This window comes from Tunicatimonas pelagia (genome assembly GCF_030506325.1).
GTDB lineage: Bacteria > Bacteroidota > Bacteroidia > Cytophagales > Cyclobacteriaceae > Tunicatimonas > Tunicatimonas pelagia.
The window spans coordinates 5155800-5178945 of record NZ_CP120683.1 but is presented as its reverse complement, the minus strand read 5'-3'; the positions used below and the strand labels follow the sequence as shown (position 1 = coordinate 5178945).

Here is a 23146-nt window from a genome sequence, read left to right as displayed (position 1 = left end):
TCTCCGTTCTCTCATACAATATTCACCTCCGGCTGAATTAGAATACCAAACTTTTCTTGTACTGACTGCTGAATGTCGTAGGCCAATTTTTTGATTTCTTCTCCTTGGGCCGATCCGAAGTTTACCAGCACTAGTGCTTGGCGGTTGTGGACTCCTACATTGCCGAACCGTTTTCCTTTCCACCCCGCTTGCTCAATCAACCAACCCGCCGGAACCTTCACTTTGCTTTCCGATACTGGATAGCCAGGAACACTAGTAAATTGTTGCTGCAAGCCCTCGAATTTAGCTCGAGGAACAACCGGATTCTTGAAGAAGCTTCCGGCATTACCAATTTTGTTAGGATCGGGCAACTTACTCTGGCGGATATGAATTACCGCTTCGCTCACATCGCGAATACTCGCTGACTTTGCTCCGGTTGACCCTAGTCGTTCGGTGAGTACTTCCTCAATTGCTCCGTAGGATGTGTTGATTTGAGGGCGTTTATTCAAGCGAAAGTTCACTGAGGCGATAATGTACTTTTCTTTGTAAATATTTTTGAACACGCTCTCCCGATAACCAAACTTACATTCTTCAGGATTAAAGGTTCTTAGGGTAGCCGTTTCAATATCCACGGCTTCCAATTGAGTGAAAACATCTTTAATTTCTACTCCGTAGGCACCAATATTCTGCATGGGAGCCGCTCCTACCGTTCCCGGAATTAGCGAGAGGTTTTCTACCCCACCCCATCCCTGATCGATGCAATACATCACCAACTCGTGCCAGTTTTCTCCGGCTCCAACTTTAATCCACACAAAGTCATCGTTTTCCTCTATTACCTCAATACCTCGAATATCCATCTTCACGACTAATTCCACCTCAGGCGAAGTAAACAGCACATTGCTCCCACCTCCCAAAATCAGCTTAGGAGTTTCTTTCCACCGATCTTGCTTCAGTACATCCTGTAGTTTTTCTACGGAGCTAACTTTCACCAAATGACGGGCAACAGCGTCTATTCCAAAGGTATTATAGTCTTTTAACGAGATATTTGAAGCTACTTCCATTCCAGCCTTTTTCTTAATTACTGCAAAAACTTTACCTTTCTTGTCGCTTAGTGTTATGATACTAGGTGTCATAGTGTTATCGTATTTGATATAGCGTGCTTCTCGTTTACAGCTCACAATACATAATCACAGATTTATTTAGGCACCATAACACTTTGCATCATGCACTTTAACACCACGCTATGGACACTTTTGAAGAATATTTAGCTAAGAAAAAGATAGATCATGAGGCGTTTAGGCGGGATGAAGAAGGTTTGTGGCAAGAATGGGAAACACTATTTCAAACCATGCACCCCAATAGTTTTACTGCTCAAAAGTTATTTCTAATCAATAAAATTCGGCGGCGTTTTCCGCAAGAAGTTACGAAGAGCTAGTGGTCTCAGCTTCTATACTATCATCTACCTTTACCTTGGTATCAGTCTTGGCTTTCTTGTCTTTCTTCTCCAGCTTTTCTTCTTTCTTCTGAATGAACGCTTCCTCTTCCGCTTTGGCCTGATCGATGATGAACTCTTCCTCATCGCGCTCTTCCAGCATGTACTGATTAATACGCTGCCGTAGTTCTTTGGTAGAAAGGTTGCGGTAAATCTCCCCGTTCACCACTATCGACATCTGCCCGGTTTCTTCCGAAACTACCAGCACCAGTGAATCGGTTATTTCTGTCATGCCAATAGCGGCTCGGTGGCGCAGTCCCAGTTCGGCTGGGAGGTTTTCCTGCTCCGTAACCGGTAGTATGCAGCGAGCCGCTTTAATCTTTCCTTCAAAAATGATAACAGCTCCATCGTGCAACGGACTGTACTTGTTAAAAATAGACAGCAACAAGCGTTTTGATACCGTTGCATCAATTTCATCGCCAGACTTAGCGTAAAATTTTAGAGGAGAATTTTTAGAGAAAACGATCAGTGCTCCGGTATTGGAACCACTCAGGCTTTTAGCAGCATCAACAATCGGAGTGAGATTTAGCTTGCCTTGCTCTTCTTTTCTTCGCCAAAAGGTATTAAAAAAATTGTCGCGGTTAATAGTCGTTGTTTTTCCCAGCAGCAATAAAAATTTCCGAATCTCCTGCTGAAACAGAATAATGGCGGCCAACACCCCAACTTCCATAAACTGACCCAAAATAGTAGATAGCAACTCCATCTGAGCGGCTCTTACTACTAGGTAAAAAAGGTACAAGGTTAAAAATCCGAAGAATATACTTAGAGCCACACTGCCGCGCATCAGCTTGTATACTTGGTACAACAGTACGCTTACCAGCAGTATATCGAAGATATCGTTCCAGTTAACTTCTAAAAACCCTATGTAAAAAAGATAAATCAATTTCTTTTATTCGTTCTTCATATATTCTACCAATTGAATAGCCTCTTTTGCTTCTTTCACATCGTGCACTCGCAGAATAGAAGCCCCCTTCATCAAGGCTATTGTGTTTAGCACGGTGGTGCCGTTCAAGGCTTCGTTGGGGCTACCTCCCAACCGCTTGTAAATCATTGATTTACGCGACAAGCCAGCCAGTAACGGAAGCCCTAACTCCTGAAACGCACGCAAGTTCTTCAACAGAAAGTAATTTTGGTCAATGTTTTTAGCAAAACCAAAACCCAGATCAAGAATAATGTCAGCTACGTTACGTTGCCGCAGTTGCGCGATTTTCCGCTGAAAATAATCTAGCAGTTCAACAACTACATTATCATAATCGGTCAACTGCTTCATTGTTTGGGGTGTTCCCCGCATATGCATCAGCACGTAGGGAACCCGATACCGGGCGACTACTTCAAACATTTTCGGATCAAGCTCTCCGCCCGAAATATCATTTACCATGCAAGCTCCGGCCAGCAGTGCTTCTTCGGCCACCTCAGCTCGAAACGTATCGACCGATATATTGGCCTCCGGCAGTTGGTTTGCAATCAGTTCAATAGCGGTAATAACCCTCGACTTCTCTTCTTCTAACGTAATATCAGTGGCACCCGGTCGGGAAGAGTAGCCTCCTACATCTAGTATTGTTGCCCCTTCCTGCAACATTTGCTCAGCTTGGCTGAGTAGCTTTTGTTCACTTCGGTGGTATTTTCCACCGTCGTAAAACGAATCAGGAGTGACATTGAGAATCCCCATCACGTGGGGCTGACGCAGGTCTACCAATTTTCCCCGCAGATTGAGTGTTAATTTCTTAAAAAAGATGTTACTTTCTGCTTCCAATTCAATTACCGTACCCAAGTAAGAATAAATAGAAAAAAATCTTGAAAGAGCAAACCTATCGCGAATATAGTCAAGTAATTGACCGTTGTAAAGCGATTTTCATAAAGAAAACCCGAGATTATGGCACGGCCTGGCGAATTCTTCGTCTGCCGTCGCTCACCGACCAGATTTTTATCAAAGCGCAGCGCATCCGGTCTATTCAAGAAAAGGGCACCCAGCAGGTACAAGACCCGGTAGCTGATGAGTTTATCGGGATTATTAACTACTGCATTATGGCATTAATCCAGCTAGAACTCCCGCAAGATACTTCCCTCAACATATCGGTAGCGGAACTTGAACCGCTCTACGACCGTATGTCTAAAGAAACACTAGATCTGCTAAAAAGTAAAAATCACGACTACGACGAGGCCTGGCGCGATATGCGCGTAAGCTCCATGACTGATATTATTCTAATGAAGTTGTTGCGTACCAAACAAATTGAAGATAACGACGGCAAAACGTTGATTTCCGAAGGAGTAAAAGCCAACTATCAGGATATGATAAATTACTCGGTTTTTTCACTTATAAAGTTGAAAAGTAATGATTAGTGAATAATGACGAATGAGTAATGCAAAACTACTCATTCATCATTATTCATCAGTCATTAATCATTAAATCGTTATGGTGAAGCACATTGCTAGAATATTGGTCGGCGGATTGTTTATATTCTCCGGCTTGGTGAAGCTGAACGACCCGGTAGGTACGGCGATTAAGCTGGAAGAATACTTTGAAGTGTTCGCTGTGGACTTTGCCTCTTTTTTCAGTGCGTTTGTACCGCTGGCACTGGGACTTTCGGTATTTCTAAGCGTACTAGAAGTAGCGTTGGGCGTAGCCGTGCTGATTAACTATCGCATGAAAATCACCACCTGGGTGTTGCTAGGATTAATCGTCTTCTTTACTTTCCTAACGTTCTACTCAGCGTTCTTTAACAAAGTAACCGACTGCGGCTGCTTCGGCGATTTTATCAAACTCACGCCTTGGGAATCGTTTACTAAAGATATTATTCTGTTAGTGCTTATCCTCATCTTGTTCGTTAACCGAAACCGTTTTAACGAAGTATTTTCATTAAAGGCCAGCCACCTTACTGTGGCGATTACCGCAGTAGTTTGCACTTTTCTAGGCATCTACGCCATTCGACACCTTCCTTACTTTGATTTTCGGGCGTATTACGTCGGAGCTAATATTCCCCAACTAATGCAGCCTTCCGAAGCTCTACGCTATAAATACATCATGGAAAAAGATGGGGAAACTGCCGAGTTTACCGAATACCCTACCGAAGGCGGTTACGAGTTCAAGGAAATGGTATTGCTCAACCCTGAAGCCCAGCCCAAAATTACCGACTATAGCGTGTGGAACGATGAAGGCGAGTTTACCCAAGGCACCTTTGAAGAAAATAAGCTGGCGATTGTAATGTACGATGTGAATAAAGCCAACCAAGAGGCTATTGCTGAAATTCAGCAGCTAATTGCTACCTTACCCGACAATGTAGAACCGATCATACTCACAGCTTCTGGAGAGGAGGTATACAGTGAGTTTCTAGCAACGCATCCTGATTTTACCACTCCGCACTACTACGCCGACGCCACCGTTCTCAAAACAATTATCCGGGCTAATCCGGGGATAGTCTTATTATCCGATGGGGTAGTTCAAGGCAAGTGGCATTACAATGATACTCCTTCGGTTGACGATTTACAATGAATAATAACTGGTGTAGCAATCTACGTAACTACCTGAGGGGACTTATCGTCTAGATTAGAAATAAGTACGTATAGAAAGACTTAGCAATATGAGTAGGCTATTAGAAAGAATTACTATTGATGATGAAATTTGCAATGGTAAGCCAATTATTCGGGGCATGAGAATCACGGTACAGACCATTGTGGGGTTTCTACTAGCTGGAACCAGCGAAAAAGAACTGTTACATCAATATCCTATATTAGAGAAGGAAGATATTGAAGCCTGTCGGCAGTTTACTAATCGCATGATGGAGCGCAGTTTCACCATTCGCGACCTTGCTGCGTAGTATGCCTAAGTATTTAATTGATGTGAACCTTCCTTATTATTTCAGTCTTTGGAACAACAAGGAATACGTTCATCAGATAGATATTGAACCTCAGGCCAAAGACAAAGATATATGGCAATATGCTATTGACAACCATCTCATCATCATTACTAAAGACAGTGATTTTTATAATCGAATTATAGTTACCGAACCACCTCCTAAAATTATTCACATTCGTACTGGCAATATGAGTATGAAGGATTTTCATCGCTTAATAAATAGTTGTTGGGATGAAGTAAAAGAAATGATATATACTTACAAGCTAGTGATTGTACACAGAGAATACCTGGAAGGTGTCAAATAAAAATCAGGATGAATAGAGATATGATGATTTTAGGGCGTTTCTATCTTGATTTTACGACTACGCACTGCTTCACTTACACTACCGTTCTCAAAACAATTATCCGGGCTAATCCGGGGATAGTCTTATTATCCGATGGGGTGGTTCAAGGCAAGTGGCATTACAATGATACTCCTTCGGCTGACGATTTACAGCAGCGTTTAAATTCTGGTTTAGCAGTTGCCCAGTAGTATGAAACTCTTTCTAATTGGCCTGCCTGGTTCGGGGAAAAGTACGTTGGGGAAGCAATTAGCGGAGCAGCTTGAACTACCATTTATTGACCTGGACGATGCCATTGAAGCAGAAGCCAAGCAACCAATCCGGGAAATATTTGCTCAGCAGGGCGAAGATTACTTCCGTTCGCTAGAACAAAAAACATTAGTAGATACTATTTCCCAGAAATCAGATTTTGTAATGGCTACCGGAGGAGGTGCTCCCTGCTTCTTTGATAATATGTACCACATGAACCAAGCAGGGACGACCATTTTTATGGATATTCCCGTTGAGGTGATTACGGAGAGAATGGAAAAAGAAGGCGTAGCCGTTCGCCCTCTATTACACGAATTAGATACTGACAATTTTGCGAATGCCTACTACCATAAATTTGCCCATCGGTTACCGTACTATCGACAAGCGAAGCTTATCGTTACCGCTGAAGATGACTTGGATTCTATTTTAGATCAACTTAAAAGTTGAAGCCAAGAGTAAGTAAAGCCCGAGTCTGGGTATTTTCTTGAGGGATGAACGCAGCACCTCGGTAAGGAGAGAAATCTGAATCAAAACTGGTGCGACTTACTGTAAGATCAACGAAAAAAGAAGGCAAACCAATCCCTACTCCACCCGATAGGATAGTACGATCCCGGTTCAGCCGGTCGTCGGGAAAGAGAGTTGGGTCATCGTAAAAAGCGTATCCCGCCCGAAACCGCAAAATTTTATACCGAAACTCGCCCCCCGCACGGAAGTTAAAAACCGACTTAAACAGATTTTCTACATCATTATTCACTTCGTTTACTGAAAAGTTTTCGTTCGTTGAAAACCGATTTGCCTCATAATTCACGTATTCAGCATCTAATGTGATGAAACCAGATTTCTCAAAGAAATAAGATAAGCCAATACCAGTTCGGGAAGGAGTAGAAAGGTTATATTCGCTTATCACTTGATTTCCTTGTACTAACCCAGAATTACCAGTTCCATCGCCAATATTAAAAATTTGGTCTACGTCATCTACCTCCAAAATACCCACTACCTCTGAATATAAGTCGAAGAATTCTTCAGCACGTACACTATAGTATGTTGGAGTTTGGTACGATAGCCCCACTGTTAGCTCGGTAAGCGGGCGATAGATGACTCCTAAATTAGCATTTATACCAGTACCGCTAATATTTATAACTTCATTCAGTTGATTGTAGTCAACGAAGTCAACCGACACGTTATCACGTCCTTCCCCACCCGGATAGAAGAAGTTATCTCCATCGATAAAGTCTTGATACTGCTGCGTATAATTGTAAGTCTCGCGGTATTCTTTTTCAAGCTCATAGCTAAACCCACGGAAACCGACACTAACTCCTACGTAGATTTTATCTTTATAATTTCCCCCGTAGGCGAAGTTCCATTGCGAGAGGTTACCTGTGGCAGAAATAGTTCCTGCCTGATTGGTGGTAGCATCATCGGGAGTAGATCGGAAGAAGTTTCGCCCAGTATCATCAGGCCTAATCAGAAAGTTTTGCAACGCAGCTTCGGCAAAGCCAATAATGTCTCCGTTATTTACTCGCTGCTGGATAGTGCCGAAGTTTTCCCCAAATTCATCTACCAGAAAATTAGCTTCCCCTGCAAACGCATCCAGAATAGAAGCGCCGGTAGTTGCCGAGCCATACTCAGCTTCAAAATTTAGTGAGTTAATCTGATTGTAAGTAACCGCAAAGGAACCACCTCGCCAGTCTGCCGGAATAAGATCATCTTTAGTATTGTTAATCACAATTCCGAAGTTGGCAATATTGAACTGATTGCCGAATACTTCTGATGAAGCTCCTAAATAATTAGTATTGGTGGTACGCACATAAGCATTGGGAGTCACTACTATTGACGAGCGATTATAAAAGCCCAACCCTGCTGGGTTTAGGGCAGCAGCACTAGCATCCCCCCCCAGAGCAAATCCAGCACCACCAATAGCTTGAATGCGAGCCGTACCGATAGGAGAGTATTGACCAAATAGTATAGCATCTTCAGCAATCTGAGAGAACACCGGACTAACTACTACCAGTAGTCCGATCATGACAAAGTATTTACGAAATACAGTTTTCATTATAATAGGATAGATAAAAAAAAGAGTGTAATGAGAAAACGCTCTCACTACACTCTTAGTACTAAATTAAGCTAAGCTTGTTTGCCAAAATTATGGTCTTCTGCTTCGGCTACCTGATGAGCGAGAAGAAGAACTACGGCTACTACTACCTCGGCTATAACTACTAGAGCGGCTTGAGCTTCCAGAAGAATAACTTCTACTAGGAGAAGAACTTCCGTAACTTCTACTTCGGCTGTTACCATAAGAAGAACCACGACTATTACTATTTCCGTATGATCGGGAGCGGCTACTTGAACGGTTGTAGGTAGAATTACTTCTACTAGGCGCTGTAGTAGTGCTACGTTGCCGCGTACTATAGTTATTACTTCTTTGCCGTTGTACTCGATTAGGATCGTACCCTCGGTTGCTTCTTGTAGCAGAAGGAGCTACACGCGAACGGTTGGTAGGAGTAGCAACTCTGCTTCTTGCTCGTCCCTGATCTTGATAAAGACTATTTCTACTACGAGCACTGTAGGCGTCTCGAGTAGTCCTGTTAGCCGTATAACTGTTACGAGTACGAGTATCAAGTTGGCGACCAGTGCTTCGGGTTGCTCGAGAACTCCTTGCAGTTGTACCTCGGGTTACTCTACGCTGATTAGCCGCAACAAAATCGTTACGCACTGCTACCACTGCTGGCGGGCAGAAACCAAATCGGTTAAAATAAGGATTGAAGGCGAGGCCATCGTAGAAACCAGCATTGTAGCCTCCAAAACCACCAAAGCCTCCAAATCGGTTCCATCTATTCCAGCGATTGAAGCCCCAAGGGTTCCCAAAGGCGAAAGCATTTCCGAAGCCGAAGCCAAAACCTACGCTAACATTAAATCCGGGACGCATTCCCCATCCGGGTCCCCAAAAAGGATCGTAGAAGCCCATGGGCCCACCCATCATAAAGGGATCAAAGAACGGGTCGTAGAAAGCCATACTGTTCCAGTAGGGATTGCCGAAACCACCCATTCCCATACGGCCAAAGCCAGCTCCACCCCACATAGGGTTAAAGAATGGATCGTTCCACATCCGAGCCTGATTAAAGGCCGGATTACCGAATGAAGCGTTATTGGCGCGCGCTCCGTTGAATTGGTTATTATCTAGAGCTCGTTCTTGCTCAGTTCGGTAATATTCGTTCTGGGGTTCTTCAATATTATTATCGCTAGTATAGCGGTTGACATCTACTGCATCTGGGTTAAAGTTTCTAGAAGCTACTTCCTCCTGATAAACGTAAGAACCATCTTTATCATAAGCAGCTTTCACTCCGGGGTCAGTATCTGTCATTGGTACTGAAACACGGTCAGCTGCCGTACGATACATTGGATCATATTCACCCTGCTGGGCGTACTGGTCGGGGGCGCAAGCCGTGAACAGTACTGCACCGCTAAGTCCGAGCGTTAATGTGGCAAGTAAGTTTTTCATAAATATCCTCCTTCAATTTCTGGTTGCATGTCTAATTTTATACGGCAAAACCACCGAAAAAGATTTCTTATCAATATCTTTGCACGTAAGAAACTAACCAAATCTACACAAAAAATAGCAATTACTATACCAACATAACAGATTTATGGGGAAAGGAATTCCATCCCGCCAGGAGGACTATTCGGCCTGGTACAACGAATTAGTGAAAAAAGCTGACCTTGCAGAGCCCTCAGATGTGCGGGGCTGTATGGTAATTAAACCCTACGGCTTCTCTATTTGGGAAAAGATGCAAGCGGAGCTGGACCGAATGTTTAAAGAAACCGGGCATACCAACGCCTACTTTCCGCTGTTTATCCCAAAATCCTACTTGAGCAAAGAAGCCGAGCATGTAGAAGGTTTTGCTAAAGAGTGTGCAGTAGTGACCCACCATCGGCTCAAAAATGCTGAAGATGGTAGCGGCGTAGTGGTTGACCCAGCCGCCAAACTTGAGGAAGAACTCATTGTTCGCCCTACCTCCGAAACCGTTATCTGGAACTCCTACCGCAACTGGATCCAGTCATATCGCGATTTACCGCTGTTAATTAATCAGTGGGCGAATGTAGTGCGATGGGAAATGCGAACGCGTTTGTTTTTACGCACCACTGAGTTTCTGTGGCAGGAAGGCCACACCGCGCACGCTACCCGCCAAGAAGCTGTTGATGAAACCGAACAAATGCTGGAAGTGTACGCTACCTTTGTGGAGCAATTTATGGCCATTCCGGTTATTCGAGGACTAAAAACTCCCAGCGAACGCTTTGCCGGGGCGGAAGAAACTTACTGTATTGAAGCGCTCATGCAAGATGGTAAAGCCCTGCAAGCGGGCACATCTCACTTTTTAGGACAGAACTTCGCTAAAGCCTTCGATGTGAAATTTGCGACCAAAGAAGGTGGCTTAGAACACGTTTGGGGAACTTCTTGGGGCGTAAGTACTCGCCTAATGGGCGCGCTAATTATGGCGCATAGCGATGATAACGGTTTGGTTCTCCCCCCTAAACTCGCTCCTATCCAGGTAGTGATTGTTCCGATCTTCCGAACCGAAGAGCAATTTAATGCTATCTCCCAGAAAGTGAATTTGCTCAAAGCTGAACTACAGCAACTGGGCATTTCGGTAAAATTTGATAGCCGAGATACGCATAAGCCCGGTTGGAAGTTTGCTGAATACGAACTGAAAGGGGTCCCCGTTCGCTTGGCTATTGGCCCTCGCGATTTAGAAAACAATACCGCAGAAGTGGCTCGTCGCGATACGCTGGAGAAGCAGACGATGGCGATGGATGAGCAGTTTCCTCAGAAGATTCAGGACTTACTCACCGAAATGCAGGATAGTATCTACCAGAAAGCGCACACATTTCAGCAGGAGAATTCGCAAAGAGTTGATGACTACGAAGCGTTTAAAAAGGTAATTGAGCAACCCGGTGGCTTTGTGTACGCTCACTGGGATGGTACCGAAGAGACCGAAACTAAAATCAAAGAAGAAACCAAAGCAACCATCCGCTGTATTCCACTCAATGCTGAGGCGGAAGAAGGTCAGTGCATCTACTCTGGTAAACCGTCTACCCGTAGAGTTTTATTTGCGAAGGCGTATTAACTTTAGTGTTATAGTATTACGGTGCTTAGTGTTATGGCTACTGCCCTTACGGATTCCAAATTTTGCCTACCATAACACATTAACACCTCGCACTGTAGCACTAATTGTTAGATTATTCCTACCTTTCAACTATGCTTGATTGGTTCTCGATAGTCATTTTATTGGTGGTAGGCATTGTGCTGATTGTGGTAGAGCTTATCTTTATTCCGGGTACCACCATCTTCGGCATTATCGGCTTACTGCTTACTGCCGCGGCGGTAATTATTAGTTTTGTCGGTTACGGTAATGCACTAGGATTTGGCGTACTAGGGATTGCTTTTGCTCTGCTGGGTATTACTTTATTCTTCAGCTTGCGAACCGGAGCCTGGGATAAATTATCGCTAAAAAGCTCTAATCAAAGCCGGGTGAATGAAGAGGTGAAGCATAATATCTGGAAAGGCGACCGGGGTGTGGCACTTTCTACTTTACGTCCATCCGGGAAAGTAGAATTTAAAGAAACTACGGTAGAAGTCAGCACGTTAGGTCAGTACGTAGATGCCGGTACTGAGGTACAAGTTGTTGATGTACAACCCAACAAAATTGTAGTAGAACCGGTCAAAAATTAGCAATGAACAGTGTACAATGTACAATTGTTGATTTTTATCATCAGCAGTTCAATATTACCCATATATTCTCCTAGAACCTTAACACACTAACACCATAACACATTTTCATGGAAGGACTTGCACTTATTGTTATCATTATTGCCGGAGTTATTCTGTTTTTTACCATTCTCTACTTTATTCCGGTAAACCTATGGATTACGGCTCAATTTTCTGGGGTACGGGTAGGCTTGTTTGAGCTGATGTTTATGCGGCTTCGAAAAGTACCGCCGAGCATCGTGGTTAACTCGCTGATTACCGCCACTAAAGCTGGACTGGATATTACTACTTCCGACCTGGAAACTCACTATCTGGCGGGAGGAAATGTCCCTACGGTAATTAAAGCACTTATCTCGGCCGATAAAGCCAATATCCGGCTAACATTCAAGCAGGCTACGGCGATTGACCTGGCTGGTCGGGATGTTTTTGAAGCGGTTCAGATTTCAGTAAACCCGAAAGTGATTAACACTCCTGAAGTAGCCGCCGTAGCGGCCGACGGAATTCAGCTTATGGCCAAAGCCCGGGTGACCGTGCGAGCTAACATTGCTCAACTGGTAGGTGGAGCAGGGGAAGAAACTATTTTGGCGCGCGTTGGAGAAGGAATTGTAACTTCTATCGGTTCGGCAGCGATGCACACCGATGTGCTGGAGAATCCTGATAAGATCTCTAAGCTTGTGCTTCAACGGGGATTGGATGCCGGAACCGCCTTTGAGATTCTGTCTATTGATATTGCCGATGTAAACGTAGGCGAAAATATTGGAGCTAAGTTACAGATCGATCAGGCTAACGCTGATTTGAAAGTAGCCGAAGCCAAAGCAGAAGAGCGGCGGGCGATGGCTGTGGCCGAAGAGCAAGAAATGCGCGCTAAGTCGCAGGAAGCCCGAGCCAAAGTAATCTTAGCCGAGGCGGATGTACCCAAAGCCCTCGCGGATGCGTTCCGAAGTGGAAACTTGGGAGTGATGGACTACTACAAAATGCAGAATATCCAGGCTGATACCGACATGCGAGAATCCATTTCCGGTCAGGGCGATAGTGGCAAATCTAGTAAGTAAGAGGTAATTATTGCTCAGTGCTGTAAACGTACATTCGGTAGTTTACGTACCAAATAGGCATAACCATTTTGGTATTTGAAAGAAAGCGTAAATGGAAAAAGTTATAAATGTAGAATATCCCGAATTTCTAGCTAACTCATTGCGACTTAGTAATAAAGATTTTGAGTCGGAGATAAAAATCAGTGCATTGATAAAGCTCTATGAACTGGGAAAAGTATCTTCTGGCACTGCGGCCAAAGCATTGGAGCTATCAAGAATCGATTTTCTAGAGCTATTAGGGAAATATCAAGTGACGTTTTTTGGTGACGGTAGCGCGCAAAGTCTGAACGAAGATATGTTGAATGCTTAATGTTGTATCAAATACAACCCCTATCATATCTTTACTTAAACTTGATAGGCTAGATCTATTGCAACAGCTGTATCGGGAAATTTATGTTCCCTTCGCTGTATACAATGAAATTGAAGCTGGTAAGGCAAAAGGTTACTATCGAGATCTAGCAAAAGTGAATTAGGTAAATATCCGTCGGATTCAAGACGAGCAAGCAGTTAAATATTTCCTCGACTTAGATGCGGGAGAGTCAGAAGCAATAATACTGGCTACCGAAATGAACGCCGACCTTATTATTCTTGATGAAACTCTCGGGCGTTTTCACGCTAAACATGCCAATTTGAAAGTTACTGGTACTATCGGTGTACTTATGAAGGCTAAGACGAAAGGGTTCATTAACGAACTTAAGCCACTACTCGAAGAGTTGCGCCATAAGGGAGTTTGGATTGGCACAAAGCTTCAAGAACAAATACTGAGAAGCGTTGGCGAAAATTAAATAAATGGGTTATTCACAATACAAGTATTATCACTAGGAAAATACCAATACTTGCCCTCTCCGGATTAGATTAAAAGAGCCTATTTCGTTATCAATCTTATTAACTTTTAAAAGCAACCTAAACCTTTCAAATAACAATGAACCGCTTTCTCGTACTAGCTTTTTTCTTGTTTAATGCATTTCACCTCAACGCTCAGCGGCTGATGGTTCACGAAAACGGGCGTTATCTGGTAACAGAAGATGGTGAACCATTTTTTTGGCTAGCCGATACTGCCTGGGAGCTATTCCATCGCTGCGATAGAGAGGAAGCTACCACCTATTTAGAGAAAAGAGCTTCCCAAGGATTCAATGTAGTACAGGCGGTCGCCCTGGCCGAGATTGATGGACTTAATACCCCAAACCCTTACGGCAATAAGCCACTACTGAATAATGATCCCAATAAACCTAACGATGCGTACTTCGAGCACGTAGATTTTATTATCAGTAAAGCAGATGAGTTAGGGATTTATATTGCGCTGCTTCCTACTTGGGGAGATAAAGTAAACACTAAGAGCTGGGGCGTTGGCCCCGTAGTTTTTAATCCTGACAATGCTCGGGCATTTGGCGAGTGGATGGGTGATCGCTACCAAGACTACGATAACATTGTGTGGGTGATTGGCGGTGATAGAAATCCGCGCGAGAATTCGGATGACGTGGCTATCTGGAACAGTATGGCCGAAGGGATTGCCGCTACCGCCGGTGGTTACGACAATACCTTAATGACGTTTCACCCTCAGCCCACTGAAGAGGGAGAAGGCGGTTCTTCTACCTGGTTTCATAACGAAGAGTGGCTGGATTTTAACATGCATCAAACGGGGCACTGCGCCAATAAAGGCACCTATAAGCACATTGAACACGACTACGCTCTTTCCCCTACCAAGCCCGTACTAGACGGAGAGCCACTGTACGAAAATCACCCCCACTGCTTCAATGCTAAGGAAAGGGGATACAGCACCCACGATGATATCCGCCGAACAATGTACTGGAATGTGTTTGCGGGAGCATTCGGACAAACCTACGGTTGCCACGCTGTATGGCAAATGTGGAAACCAGAGCGCGAACCCATCAACCAGCCACTAGGTCCGTGGTCTGCTTCACTTGATCTGCCTATGGCCAACCAAGTAAAGCATCTGAAAAATCTGATGCTCTCTCGCCCCTTTCTAACCCGAGTGCCGGATCAAGCAATGGTTGTTGGAACCCAAACGGATTACACCGAATACGCGAGTGCTACCCGCGATGAGGGAGGCCGCTACGCGATGATTTACTTGCCCCACGGAAGCAGTAGATTTCTGGATTTAACCGCCTTGTCTGGCGAGAAGTTGTCTACGTGGTGGTACGATCCGCGAACGGGTAATAGCTTTCCGGGCGAAGAGTTAGAGAAAGCCGGTCGGGTTGAAATAGAAGCACCCACTTCGGGTAAAGCGCACGACTGGGTGTTGGTTATTGATAGTGAGGAATACGACGCCCCCGGAACTACTTCTTCCGATCAATAGACACACGCGCTATCAAAAACTACTACGGCAGATCAAGCGACTGCCAAGTGGGTTTCTCCAGAGCCAGATACACATCGTTGAAAGAATCGTAGATCAAATCATCGTGCTTGAGCGGAATAGTACTTCGTCCGTTCAGCGTAACCAATCCGTGGCGCTTTCCTCGGCGGATGATAACGTAGCCGTTGCCTAAATCTTCTAAGGCATCGTACTTAGGGTGAATTAGAATTTTACCGTTGGCACTCACCAAACCTACTTGAGGCATCTTCTTTCCCCGTACCTCCCGATTCTCTTCCAACGTAAAGCGGGACTGCTGAGCCGGAGCAATGCGATTGTACGCCACCGGAATCACTTCCTTACCCCGCCGATCTACCATCCCTAAGCGATCGTCTTTCTGCACTACCGCCAGCTTACCCTGAAAGGGGCTAGCCCGGTCGAAGTGAGGCTGCACAATCAGTTTTTCGCTTTTGTTAATATAACCCCAACGCCCCAGCAGCTTCACTGCGGCCATATTATTCTGAAAATGTGTAATAGAATCGTACCGATTTGCAATCCGCAATCGTCCTAATTCATCCACAAACCCGTACTTCCCATGAATCATCACTCCCAAAAAACCATCGCTCATAGGGTGCAATTCTTCCAATTCATTATCCAGCCCCAGCAGTTGCTGACCATCCCGGCTGAGAATGCCGTATTTGCCTTCTTTTTGAAATACGTACACCATTTCTTCCTGAAGCGGAGAAATAGTATCGTACTGTACCTTCATCATTCGCTTACCCTCAAAACTCACCAAGCCGTATTTTCCCTGTTCATCGCGCTCCCAAATGCTATGCCCGTTATTAATTAGTTTGTTGAAAGAGGTAAATAAAGTTTCCCCCTGACTATTCATTAGCCCGTAGCGCACCGGCTCGTAGTGACGGGCCTCGGTTTTAAAAATATACAGATCATCGTGTACCCGCTCCAGCGATAGTCTGGCTCCTTTGTAGCTAAACGGACGAATCTTCCACCGCCCTCTCCGATCAATTACGCCTTGACCTTCAATAAAATCTACACTAGCAACTCCCCCACTAAACGAAGTGGCCTTCACATAACGGCAAGGAATTACCTCCAATCCGGTAGTGTCAATATAGCCCCAATGATCTTTACGCTTTACCAAAAATAGTCCCTCCTGCTGAGGTAGCATAGCCTGATACGTAAAGGAAGTAAGGCTTGTACCTTGATTGTTGAACAACGACCAGGCTAGGTTATCATCTTGTTCGCCGAGCTGCCGAGCGGCTAGAATAAACCGCCCATCAATGAGCAAAGAATCAAATTCGGGTGGAAGAACAACGCTGTGCCGGGGTTCGGATGACTTACTACTGCGTAGCACTCCGTATTGGTTGTCTTCGGACAGAACCGCAAATTCTCCTACCAGCTTTTCTACTCGCCAGTGCGGAGGTATGATGGGCTCGCCTTCTTGGTTTACAAATGTCTTAGTCTTACCCAGAGATATTTGGTACAGATTAGTGCCCATCGGTTGAATGTGCTCAAACGTATAATCGCGCATCCACTGGTTCTCGGCCGAATATACGTGCCAAGTATTAAACGGTAGCACACTAACTTGCTGGGCACCATCGATCTTAATTCGGTAGTACTGCGGAGAAACTAGTTCAGTACCATCTTGCCGAATAATGCCTTGCTTACCACCCCGATAAATAACCGCCAATTGATGAGAAAAAGTAGAAATACTATCATAGCTAAATGCCGAAAGTGCTTCCCCTTCGGCTGAGAACAACGCCGCATTACCAGCGAAGTCCATCACCTCATAGCGGTCAGTAGCCCGAACCGAGATGCTTTGGTACTCAAACCCAACAATCGCATCACCATCAGCATCGAGCAAGCCGTAGTAAGGTTTATGGTTTCGGAGCACGGAGGCGATGAGTTGACTCTGGTGTTTTTCCAGAGAATAGTAACGGAATGATAGTTCGGTTTCGCCCTTCGTATCAATCAGCCCGTAGCGAGTGTTTCCCTTAGACTCGGGAGTAGCCTTCGCAGCAATCAGCAGCTTATCCTGATGAGGAATTAGCACTGAATAGCGGGCTTCGCATAGTTTCTTGTTTTTGGTACTGATTAGCCCCCACAAACCAGCTTCGCGGTAGCCAATTACCTTATGATAAACCTGCGGAAGACCTTCGGTCCAGCCCAAATCTTCGTAGGCAACCGGAATAATTACCTTGCCGTTTTCATCAAACAGCCCTTTCTTGTGGTCTTTCTCCACAATTGTAAAATGTTCATCATTGAAAGCACTAACGAGGGAAGGCAACAACAGCAGGAGCACCAACAGCCCCCGGATACTTCGCGGCATAAACTTGGTTAAAATAGTCAGCACAGAGTTACGTAACACTTAAACACACCGTGAATAATACGAATTTAACGTATGAAATTCTATTACAAACTATCAAATTTGATGCTTTACCCGAAAGAACGTAAGGTTTACCATCAATCTTCACTAGCTATGCATAAATTACCCGCTTTATTAGCGTTTGTTTTACTAATTGTTTGGTCGGCTTCTGAACACTCTTACGCTCAAATAGCCCCCGCTTCAGATTCAGTGTATTTATTCTCTTATTTCACCAGAAATGGAGAAGATGGGTTGCACTTAGCTTACAGTGAAGACGGTTTTACTTGGACAACGCTCAACGATGGTAAACCATTTTTGCAGCCGGAGGTAGGAGAAGATAAACTTATGCGCGACCCTTGCATTATTGCCGGGCCAGATGGTAAGTTTCATATGGTGTGGACGGTTAGCTGGAACGAAAAAGGCATTGGCTACGCGCATTCTCCCGATTTAGTAAATTGGTCAGAGCAGCAGTATATTCCGGTGATGGAGCACGAGCCGGACGCGAAAAACTGCTGGGCTCCCGAACTGTTTTACGATGAAGCTACTCAGCAGTATTTGATTTTCTGGGCTACCACCATTCCGGGGCGGTTTCCTGACACCGACAATCAAAGCAACGAGGGTCCGCCCGCTCCGGGTAACAACCATCGGATGTACTACACCACCACCCAAGATTTTACCACCTTTGCTGATACGAAGCTATTCTACGAGCGAGGCTTCAATGTGATTGATGCTACCCTAATAGAAAACCGGGGCCAATACGTGATGTTTTTAAAGGATGAGACCAATCGTCCCTTCAGTCCGCAGAAAAATATTCGTTTGGCCTTTAGCACCGCGGCCGAAGGCCCCTACTCCCACCCGACCAACGCAATTAGTGGTCGCGATTGGGTGGAAGGCCCCACAGTTATTCAGGTGGATACACTGTGGCACTTGTATTTTGACCGCTACCGCAAGCAGGAGTACGGACTAATGACCTCACCCGATTTAGTGAAGTGGATCGATCAATCCGAGCAGCTAGTGCATCCGGAAGGTATGCGCCACGGTACGGTGTTGAAGGTAAGCCGCTTGGTTGCCAAGCAACTGATGAAGTAGCTGTAACTCATAAAAACCATAAACAACATTCTCCTTGGTGTTACCGTTAATTAAAGAATTGTCGAGAAATATTCCTTATGTACGCTCTAGTTTACATCAGCGAGGCTAACCAATCCTTCAGCATGGCCGAGCTGCGGACGCTAGCCAAGCGGGCCAATTGGCGCAATAAGCTACTTTCAATCACCGGGTTTCTTACTTACAAGGATGGTCAGTTTCTCCAGTATCTGGAAGGTGAAGAAAAGACCGTAATTAGTTTGATGAATACTATCCGGCAAGACAGTAGACATACGGTAGTTAAACTGATCGAACTTCCCGACCAGCCCCAGCAATACTTGGTCAACTGGCATATGCGCTACTTATCAGGCCCTGATTTAAGAACTGTTAACTTAGAAGATTTACTGGCCGATACATTGAAGAAACTAGACAGTGGTATCTACAGCCAAGAGAAAATCCTCCAACTGGTGCACAGTATTTTAAGCAAGTTTTCGCGCTACTTCGCTGACAACCCCCTGGTCTTTTCCCCTCCTCTCTAGTTCGTTGACCAGATGCATATCGTTAAACTTGACAACTACAATATCAACGTCGTCCTGCAATTCATTAATTTACTTGATAGAATAACAGGTTCAATAGCTTATCCACAGCTTATTCGACAAAAAATATAGAAAAAAAACTAGAGTAAAGGCCCAAGCCCCATTTTTTGACCAAACGGGACTCTTTCTGAGGGTTGCAGTGGAACTAGGATAGTCTAAGCCATCGCCGGGTGACCTGGCAGAAAACTAAAGGGTAAAGTTCAAATATGTTCTAAGGCCACTGCACGATGGAACCTGCTTACCCTCTACTGCTAAAAAAAACACAAAGAATTGCGACCGATATAGCCACCTTGGAATAACACGATCTACCGTTTAGCATTCTTTACTCGTATTAGCTTACCATTCTCTTCATCAGTTAGTAGATAGAGTTGCCCTTGGGGACTTACCACCGCTTTTCTGAGGCGTACCCGGTCATCAATAAACAGTTCTTCGGCACTAATGACGGTATCACCTTCTACGGTAATCCGCCATAGGCTGCCCTTACTTAGTGCAGGTACAATCAGGTTACCCTCCCACTGAGGAAACTCCCGCCCGGTGTAAAAAGTAAGCCCTGTAGGAGCAACGGTTTGATCCCAGAAATATACCGGATTAGTAAAATCGGTGCCAGGAATAATTGGTGGGCTATAATTTTCGGTTCGGTAGCTCCCGGTGGTACGGTGCGGCCAACCGTAATTGGCCCCCGCAGTCAGTATGTTGAGTTCATCACCCTGAATAGTGCCGTGCTCGCTAAACCAGATCTTCTCCGTAGCCGGATTGATGGCTAATCCCTGCGATGCCCGTATTCCAGTAGCGTATAATCCGGGAATGGCATTCGGCCCAAATTCAGGGTTATCCTCGGGAATGCTTCCGTCGGGGTTGATTCGGATAATCTTACCTCGCTTATCAGTAATATCTTGCGAGAGTGGAGGCACCGGGTTGAGGTGCTCGTAGAAATTTCGCTCACCAATGGTGATGTAGAGCTTTCCGTCGGATCCAAATATCATTCCACCCCCGTAGTGAAACAATCCGTGTGAATACGGTTCAGCTAGAAATAACGTTTCCACATCGGTAAGCTGGGTTCCTGATAATCTGCCTCTGATTACCTTAGTAGTGCTAGCCCGTTCCTCGTTTTCAGCAGCGTAGGATAGATAGATGTAGCTATTCTCCGCAAAATCAGGATCAAGCAGTACCTGAAACCATCCGGCATTAAAACTATGGTGCTGCCCGTGGGTGCTAGACGGAAACACTCCTGGCTGGTGCATAGTCGTATCAATCAGTATTTCCCGCCCTACATCATCAGGCAAGCCACTAATCTTCTGTCGCCTCTTGGTAGTTGTATTAACTTTTAGCAAATCACCATCCTTTTCAGCAATAATTGCTTCCTCTTCCGATAAAAGGGCCATACTCCAAGGTCTATCGAAGCCATCCATGACTGTTTCTTTCACAGGCTGAGCCCTCATTTCTTGTGGGGTTTGAGGGATAGGCTCTGCCGAAGTACACTTAGCCACAATCTTCCATTCGCCCTGGATTTTCTTCAGTAGTAGTAGGTCATAGTAACGGTTACCAAAAGAAGGAATGATAAATTGTACTTTAGCAAAGGCTACATCGAGCACCACATCGATACTACTGATACTACCAATTCGGTCATTGGGAGTGCCGGGGGCTCTTCGGGAATACCAAGAGGCGTATTCTTCAGAGGTAACTGACCAAACTGTGTCGCTGCCATTGTACAGAAACATAGAGGTGCCCGGATGAAATGCCGATGTAATAGTATCAGGATAGTTGTAGGTAGTGCCGTCAATAAATTTGTTTATGACCTCCTTTATCAAATCCTGATCAGTTTGTCCTAAAGCAGATAGACTGAATAATAAAAGTAAGATACTTGAGAAGGTTGCTCGTTTCATGGATGTATTGAGTTAAAATTCACCCAAGAATACGGACCAGACCTTTCTTAGCCAGGCGATTGGGTGGCCAAGAAGTCCTGAACGATCATTCTGGACAACTTTCCCGATCTTCGGCAATCATTATCTTGATTTTTTATACTCAGCAGGAGTGCAATTAGCTACTTTCTTAAAGGCTTCAAAGAAAGCTGACTTAGAATTAAACCCAGCTTCGTACCCAATTCCTTCGAGGGATAAATCATGACGAGTGGCAATGAGTCGCTGAGCTTCCTTTACCCGATACTCTTTAATGTAGTGGGAAAAACCATTTGTGTACACTTCATTAAGTACTCGCGAGAGTGTGTGCTTAGGAATAGCAACCTGGGCAGCCAGTTCATCCAGCTTTAGTTTCTGATTTGTATATGGCTTCTCTAATTCCATCAGCTTATCTACTTGATTTAATAGTGCCGAGCCATTCTCCAGCGGACGAGCCGGGACTTGCGGTGTCACCGATTTGCGGGAAATAAAAACCCGGCCCATCAGATAATAAAAGGTAAATGAAAAGATGAGAGATCCCCAAATGTAGGTAAACCCTACGAATAAAGCCGTCTGATAAGTAGCTGTAATTAATAGCATTGCCAGAGCGATAGCCGCAATATACTGCTGGTTATGGCTCATAACCCAAGGCTGGAAAATCAATCTGTGCAGCATCTTTCCGTTGTAGTATAAACCTAACAAAGTGAAAGACAGCCAGACTGTATAAATTCCGTAGATGATGTATCCGTTCCAGATTTCAGGATAGGTACGATAAGGATAAACTAGCCCTACCATCAGGACACTTAATACTAAAAATAGCAATAACAGTATGTCTTTTCGCTGGAAGCTTTGCTCCTGCCGTTGCAGTGCTCTGGAGTAGAGATAGAAAAAGGGACCAATGAATACGCAGACTGAAAGACCAATTTGCAGAATTAGTTGATCTACCTCAGAGCTGAAATAGAAAAATACTGACTTGCCAATACGGATACTCAGTGCCAACAGTAGTCCCCCAAAATAGCTGTCTACTACTGCTCTTGGCCTTTTAACAATGAGATACAGTCCTACCAAGCTACCGTTTATCACACCCAGGCTTGCTAATAAGAATAGTAAAGGCATGACCGTTGAAAATGGACAGAGGATTAATTGAGTTATCTGTTAAAAATTGGAATTTGATACGCAAATACCATTTTTCATCCGAAAATAGTAAGCTTGTATTACCGACTCAATCATTTTATCCAAAAACTGCTGAATTAAATGAACCATACTAACCAATATATTGCCTTTCTGCGAGGTATCAACGTGGGCGGACACAAAAAAGTACCTATGGCTGATCTTCGGAAACAAGTGGAAGCTTTAGGCTTTACCCAAGTAGTCACGATTCTTAATTCGGGCAACGTCATTTTCTCCACTGCCGAAAGCAAGGAAGACACCTTAGAGAAAATGATTGCCGAGGATTTAAAGCAATCTTTTGGGTTTCCTGTTCCAGTATTGGTCAGAAGTGCCGCAGTAATTACCCATCTGCTAGAAGCAAATCCATTTCAAAATATTGAAGTGACGAAGAACATTCGGCAATATGTTTCTTTTCTGAAAGAGGAACCTTCCAATGATCTGACGTTACCTTGGACTACGGAAGATGACTCGTACCGCATTTTTGATATAAGAGATAGAACAGTTTGCAGCCTGCTAGATCTATCTGTTACCCAAACTACCAAGGGAATGGGAGCATTGGAGCAACTATTTGGTAAAAACATCACAACTCGTAACTGGAATACCCTGCTGCGAATTGCTAATAAGTTAGGTTGACTTGCTACAATTTAGTTCTACGCTCCTCGAGGCTTCTTTGATTATCATCCGGACGGCGAGGTCTTTAAAGATAGCTACTGATACACTCCGGTAGATGAGGAATCAACTTATCTCGCAAAAAAAGCTCTTCACCAAGCTTGAAGAGGTTACAACTTATTAGTCTGATGGTACTAATAACATCAGCTGCAAGGTTGCTTCAATCGCCCTACGCCTCGTAGTTTTACTGAAAAAACTTTTCCTAAATGTTTGGCTCAAATCTCTACTATCTTTTTCTTCACCGTATTTTCAGGGAAATTTTGACGTACA

Annotated in this window: 23 protein-coding genes and 1 pseudogene; 16 read left to right on the top strand and 8 right to left on the bottom strand. The window is 44.5% G+C overall.

The features are described 5' to 3' along the window. Positions 1 to 11: 11 nt before the first annotated feature. Positions 12 to 1112 (bottom strand): UDP-N-acetylmuramate dehydrogenase, encoded by a 1101-nt coding sequence (murB, locus tag P0M28_RS22105; RefSeq protein WP_302205180.1) that lies wholly within the window; start codon positions 1110 to 1112, stop codon positions 12 to 14. A 110-nt stretch (positions 1113 to 1222) separates the two neighbouring features. On the opposite strand from murB, the gene P0M28_RS22100 reads away from it, so the two are divergent. Then, entirely contained in the window at positions 1223 to 1414 is a 192-nt protein-coding gene (locus tag P0M28_RS22100; RefSeq protein WP_302205178.1) for a hypothetical protein, read from the top strand. Here the strand turns inward: P0M28_RS22100 and cdaA are convergent. Both cdaA and folP read right to left on the bottom strand, forming a co-directional pair. Next, the gene (gene cdaA, locus P0M28_RS22095; RefSeq protein ID WP_302205176.1) at positions 1401 to 2354 is read right to left on the bottom strand and encodes a diadenylate cyclase CdaA; all 954 of its coding nucleotides are present in this window, start codon (positions 2352 to 2354) and stop codon (positions 1401 to 1403) included. The two genes, P0M28_RS22100 and cdaA, sit on opposite strands and share 14 nt — an antisense overlap. 6 nt (positions 2355 to 2360) lie before the next feature. Further along, positions 2361 to 3242, bottom strand: coding sequence for a dihydropteroate synthase (folP, locus tag P0M28_RS22090; RefSeq protein ID WP_302205174.1), 882 nt, complete (start codon positions 3240 to 3242; stop codon positions 2361 to 2363). Between the two features lie 23 nt (positions 3243 to 3265). Here folP and P0M28_RS22085 point away from each other — a divergent pair, with 23 nt between their 5' ends. The 6 genes from P0M28_RS22085 to P0M28_RS22060 all read left to right on the top strand — a co-directional run bounded on the left by P0M28_RS22085 (position 3266) and on the right by P0M28_RS22060 (position 6361). Then, positions 3266 to 3811, top strand: a complete 546-nt coding sequence (locus P0M28_RS22085) for a DUF1599 domain-containing protein (RefSeq protein ID WP_302205171.1) — start codon at positions 3266 to 3268, stop codon at positions 3809 to 3811. Positions 3812 to 3884: 73 nt separating this feature from the next. Beyond that, positions 3885 to 4961: a BT_3928 family protein gene (locus P0M28_RS22080; protein ID WP_302205169.1), complete on the top strand. Its 1077-nt coding sequence runs from the start codon at positions 3885 to 3887 to the stop codon at positions 4959 to 4961. Between the two features lie 88 nt (positions 4962 to 5049). Next, on the top strand, positions 5050 to 5286 hold the full coding sequence (locus tag P0M28_RS22075) for a DUF433 domain-containing protein (RefSeq protein WP_302205167.1): 237 nt from the start codon (positions 5050 to 5052) through the stop codon (positions 5284 to 5286). Position 5287: 1 nt separating this feature from the next. Then, positions 5288 to 5629 carry a DUF5615 family PIN-like protein gene (locus P0M28_RS22070; protein WP_302205165.1) on the top strand — a complete coding sequence of 114 codons (342 nt, stop codon included), beginning with the start codon at positions 5288 to 5290 and terminating at the stop codon, positions 5627 to 5629. Between the two features lie 8 nt (positions 5630 to 5637). Further along, a complete protein-coding gene (locus P0M28_RS22065) occupies positions 5638 to 5856 on the top strand; it encodes a hypothetical protein (RefSeq protein WP_302210973.1) in 219 nt (72 codons plus the stop codon). A 1-nt stretch (position 5857) separates the two neighbouring features. Then, positions 5858 to 6361 (top strand): shikimate kinase, encoded by a 504-nt coding sequence (locus P0M28_RS22060; RefSeq protein ID WP_302205163.1) that lies wholly within the window; start codon positions 5858 to 5860, stop codon positions 6359 to 6361. Here the strand turns inward: P0M28_RS22060 and P0M28_RS22055 are convergent. After that, positions 6351 to 7967 (bottom strand): hypothetical protein, encoded by a 1617-nt coding sequence (locus tag P0M28_RS22055; RefSeq protein WP_302205161.1) that lies wholly within the window; start codon positions 7965 to 7967, stop codon positions 6351 to 6353. The genes P0M28_RS22060 and P0M28_RS22055 overlap by 11 nt on opposite strands. Positions 7968 to 8057: 90 nt before the next feature. Further along, positions 8058 to 9413 carry a hypothetical protein gene (locus tag P0M28_RS22050; protein ID WP_302205160.1) on the bottom strand — a complete coding sequence of 452 codons (1356 nt, stop codon included), beginning with the start codon at positions 9411 to 9413 and terminating at the stop codon, positions 8058 to 8060. A gap of 145 nt (positions 9414 to 9558) precedes the next feature. On the opposite strand from P0M28_RS22050, the gene proS reads away from it, so the two are divergent. The 6 genes and pseudogenes from proS to P0M28_RS22020 all read left to right on the top strand — a co-directional run bounded on the left by proS (position 9559) and on the right by P0M28_RS22020 (position 15086). Continuing rightward, positions 9559 to 11037: a proline--tRNA ligase gene (gene proS, locus P0M28_RS22045; protein WP_302205158.1), complete on the top strand. Its 1479-nt coding sequence runs from the start codon at positions 9559 to 9561 to the stop codon at positions 11035 to 11037. Positions 11038 to 11168: 131 nt separating this feature from the next. After that, positions 11169 to 11642, top strand: a complete 474-nt coding sequence (locus P0M28_RS22040; protein WP_302205157.1) for an NfeD family protein — start codon at positions 11169 to 11171, stop codon at positions 11640 to 11642. A gap of 107 nt (positions 11643 to 11749) precedes the next feature. Further along, on the top strand, positions 11750 to 12730 hold the full coding sequence (floA, locus tag P0M28_RS22035) for a flotillin-like protein FloA (protein ID WP_302205156.1): 981 nt from the start codon (positions 11750 to 11752) through the stop codon (positions 12728 to 12730). A 91-nt stretch (positions 12731 to 12821) separates the two neighbouring features. Next, positions 12822 to 13079 (top strand): UPF0175 family protein, encoded by a 258-nt coding sequence (locus P0M28_RS22030; RefSeq protein WP_302205154.1) that lies wholly within the window; start codon positions 12822 to 12824, stop codon positions 13077 to 13079. Beyond that, positions 13072 to 13554 (top strand): annotated as a pseudogene (locus tag P0M28_RS31290) (PIN domain-containing protein). Before P0M28_RS22030 ends, P0M28_RS31290 begins: the two are co-directional and overlap by 8 nt. 137 nt (positions 13555 to 13691) lie before the next feature. Beyond that, complete coding sequence (locus tag P0M28_RS22020; RefSeq protein ID WP_302205150.1) at positions 13692 to 15086, top strand: glycoside hydrolase family 140 protein; 1395 nt, start codon at positions 13692 to 13694, stop codon at positions 15084 to 15086. A gap of 22 nt (positions 15087 to 15108) precedes the next feature. Here the strand turns inward: P0M28_RS22020 and P0M28_RS22015 are convergent, their stop codons facing one another. Then, positions 15109 to 17427, bottom strand: a complete 2319-nt coding sequence (locus tag P0M28_RS22015; RefSeq protein ID WP_302205148.1) for a WG repeat-containing protein — start codon at positions 17425 to 17427, stop codon at positions 15109 to 15111. A gap of 150 nt (positions 17428 to 17577) precedes the next feature. Here P0M28_RS22015 and P0M28_RS22010 point away from each other — a divergent pair, with 150 nt between their 5' ends. Then, the gene (locus tag P0M28_RS22010) at positions 17578 to 18552 is read left to right on the top strand and encodes a glycoside hydrolase family 43 protein (RefSeq protein ID WP_302205146.1); all 975 of its coding nucleotides are present in this window, start codon (positions 17578 to 17580) and stop codon (positions 18550 to 18552) included. 77 nt (positions 18553 to 18629) lie between these two features. Beyond that, positions 18630 to 19085 (top strand): BLUF domain-containing protein, encoded by a 456-nt coding sequence (locus tag P0M28_RS22005; RefSeq protein WP_302205144.1) that lies wholly within the window; start codon positions 18630 to 18632, stop codon positions 19083 to 19085. A gap of 362 nt (positions 19086 to 19447) precedes the next feature. Here P0M28_RS22005 and P0M28_RS22000 read toward each other — a convergent pair whose 3' ends face one another. Continuing rightward, entirely contained in the window at positions 19448 to 21025 is a 1578-nt protein-coding gene (locus tag P0M28_RS22000) for a PQQ-dependent sugar dehydrogenase (protein ID WP_302205143.1), read from the bottom strand. 120 nt (positions 21026 to 21145) lie between these two features. Next, entirely contained in the window at positions 21146 to 22153 is a 1008-nt protein-coding gene (locus P0M28_RS21995; protein ID WP_302205142.1) for a helix-turn-helix domain-containing protein, read from the bottom strand. 138 nt (positions 22154 to 22291) lie between these two features. On the opposite strand from P0M28_RS21995, the gene P0M28_RS21990 reads away from it, so the two are divergent. After that, a complete protein-coding gene (locus P0M28_RS21990; RefSeq protein ID WP_302205140.1) occupies positions 22292 to 22840 on the top strand; it encodes a DUF1697 domain-containing protein in 549 nt (182 codons plus the stop codon). Positions 22841 to 23146: the final 306 nt, after the last annotated feature.

Bases quoted from the DNA above. Each gene is read 5' to 3' on its own strand.
- P0M28_RS22050 (WP_302205160.1), bottom strand. From the start codon at position 9,413: ATGAAAAACTTACTTGCCACATTAACGCTCGGACTTAGCGGTGCAGTA.
- floA (WP_302205156.1), top strand. From the start codon at position 11,750: ATGGAAGGACTTGCACTTATTGTTATCATTATTGCCGGAGTTATTCTG.
- P0M28_RS22060 (WP_302205163.1), top strand. From the start codon at position 5,858: ATGAAACTCTTTCTAATTGGCCTGCCTGGTTCGGGGAAAAGTACGTTG.
- P0M28_RS22065 (WP_302210973.1), top strand. From the start codon at position 5,638: ATGAATAGAGATATGATGATTTTAGGGCGTTTCTATCTTGATTTTACG.
- P0M28_RS22030 (WP_302205154.1), top strand. From the start codon at position 12,822: ATGGAAAAAGTTATAAATGTAGAATATCCCGAATTTCTAGCTAACTCA.
- P0M28_RS22040 (WP_302205157.1), top strand. From the start codon at position 11,169: ATGCTTGATTGGTTCTCGATAGTCATTTTATTGGTGGTAGGCATTGTG.
- P0M28_RS22055 (WP_302205161.1), bottom strand. From the start codon at position 7,967: ATGAAAACTGTATTTCGTAAATACTTTGTCATGATCGGACTACTGGTA.
- murB (WP_302205180.1), bottom strand. From the start codon at position 1,112: ATGACACCTAGTATCATAACACTAAGCGACAAGAAAGGTAAAGTTTTT.
- P0M28_RS22000 (WP_302205143.1), bottom strand. From the start codon at position 21,025: ATGAAACGAGCAACCTTCTCAAGTATCTTACTTTTATTATTCAGTCTA.
- P0M28_RS22100 (WP_302205178.1), top strand. From the start codon at position 1,223: ATGGACACTTTTGAAGAATATTTAGCTAAGAAAAAGATAGATCATGAG.
- proS (WP_302205158.1), top strand. From the start codon at position 9,559: ATGGGGAAAGGAATTCCATCCCGCCAGGAGGACTATTCGGCCTGGTAC.
- P0M28_RS22020 (WP_302205150.1), top strand. From the start codon at position 13,692: ATGAACCGCTTTCTCGTACTAGCTTTTTTCTTGTTTAATGCATTTCAC.
- P0M28_RS22075 (WP_302205167.1), top strand. From the start codon at position 5,050: ATGAGTAGGCTATTAGAAAGAATTACTATTGATGATGAAATTTGCAAT.
- P0M28_RS22015 (WP_302205148.1), bottom strand. From the start codon at position 17,427: ATGCCGCGAAGTATCCGGGGGCTGTTGGTGCTCCTGCTGTTGTTGCCT.
- P0M28_RS21990 (WP_302205140.1), top strand. From the start codon at position 22,292: ATGAACCATACTAACCAATATATTGCCTTTCTGCGAGGTATCAACGTG.
- P0M28_RS22070 (WP_302205165.1), top strand. From the start codon at position 5,288: ATGCCTAAGTATTTAATTGATGTGAACCTTCCTTATTATTTCAGTCTT.
- P0M28_RS21995 (WP_302205142.1), bottom strand. From the start codon at position 22,153: ATGCCTTTACTATTCTTATTAGCAAGCCTGGGTGTGATAAACGGTAGC.
- P0M28_RS22005 (WP_302205144.1), top strand. From the start codon at position 18,630: ATGTACGCTCTAGTTTACATCAGCGAGGCTAACCAATCCTTCAGCATG.
- P0M28_RS22010 (WP_302205146.1), top strand. From the start codon at position 17,578: ATGCATAAATTACCCGCTTTATTAGCGTTTGTTTTACTAATTGTTTGG.
- P0M28_RS22080 (WP_302205169.1), top strand. From the start codon at position 3,885: ATGGTGAAGCACATTGCTAGAATATTGGTCGGCGGATTGTTTATATTC.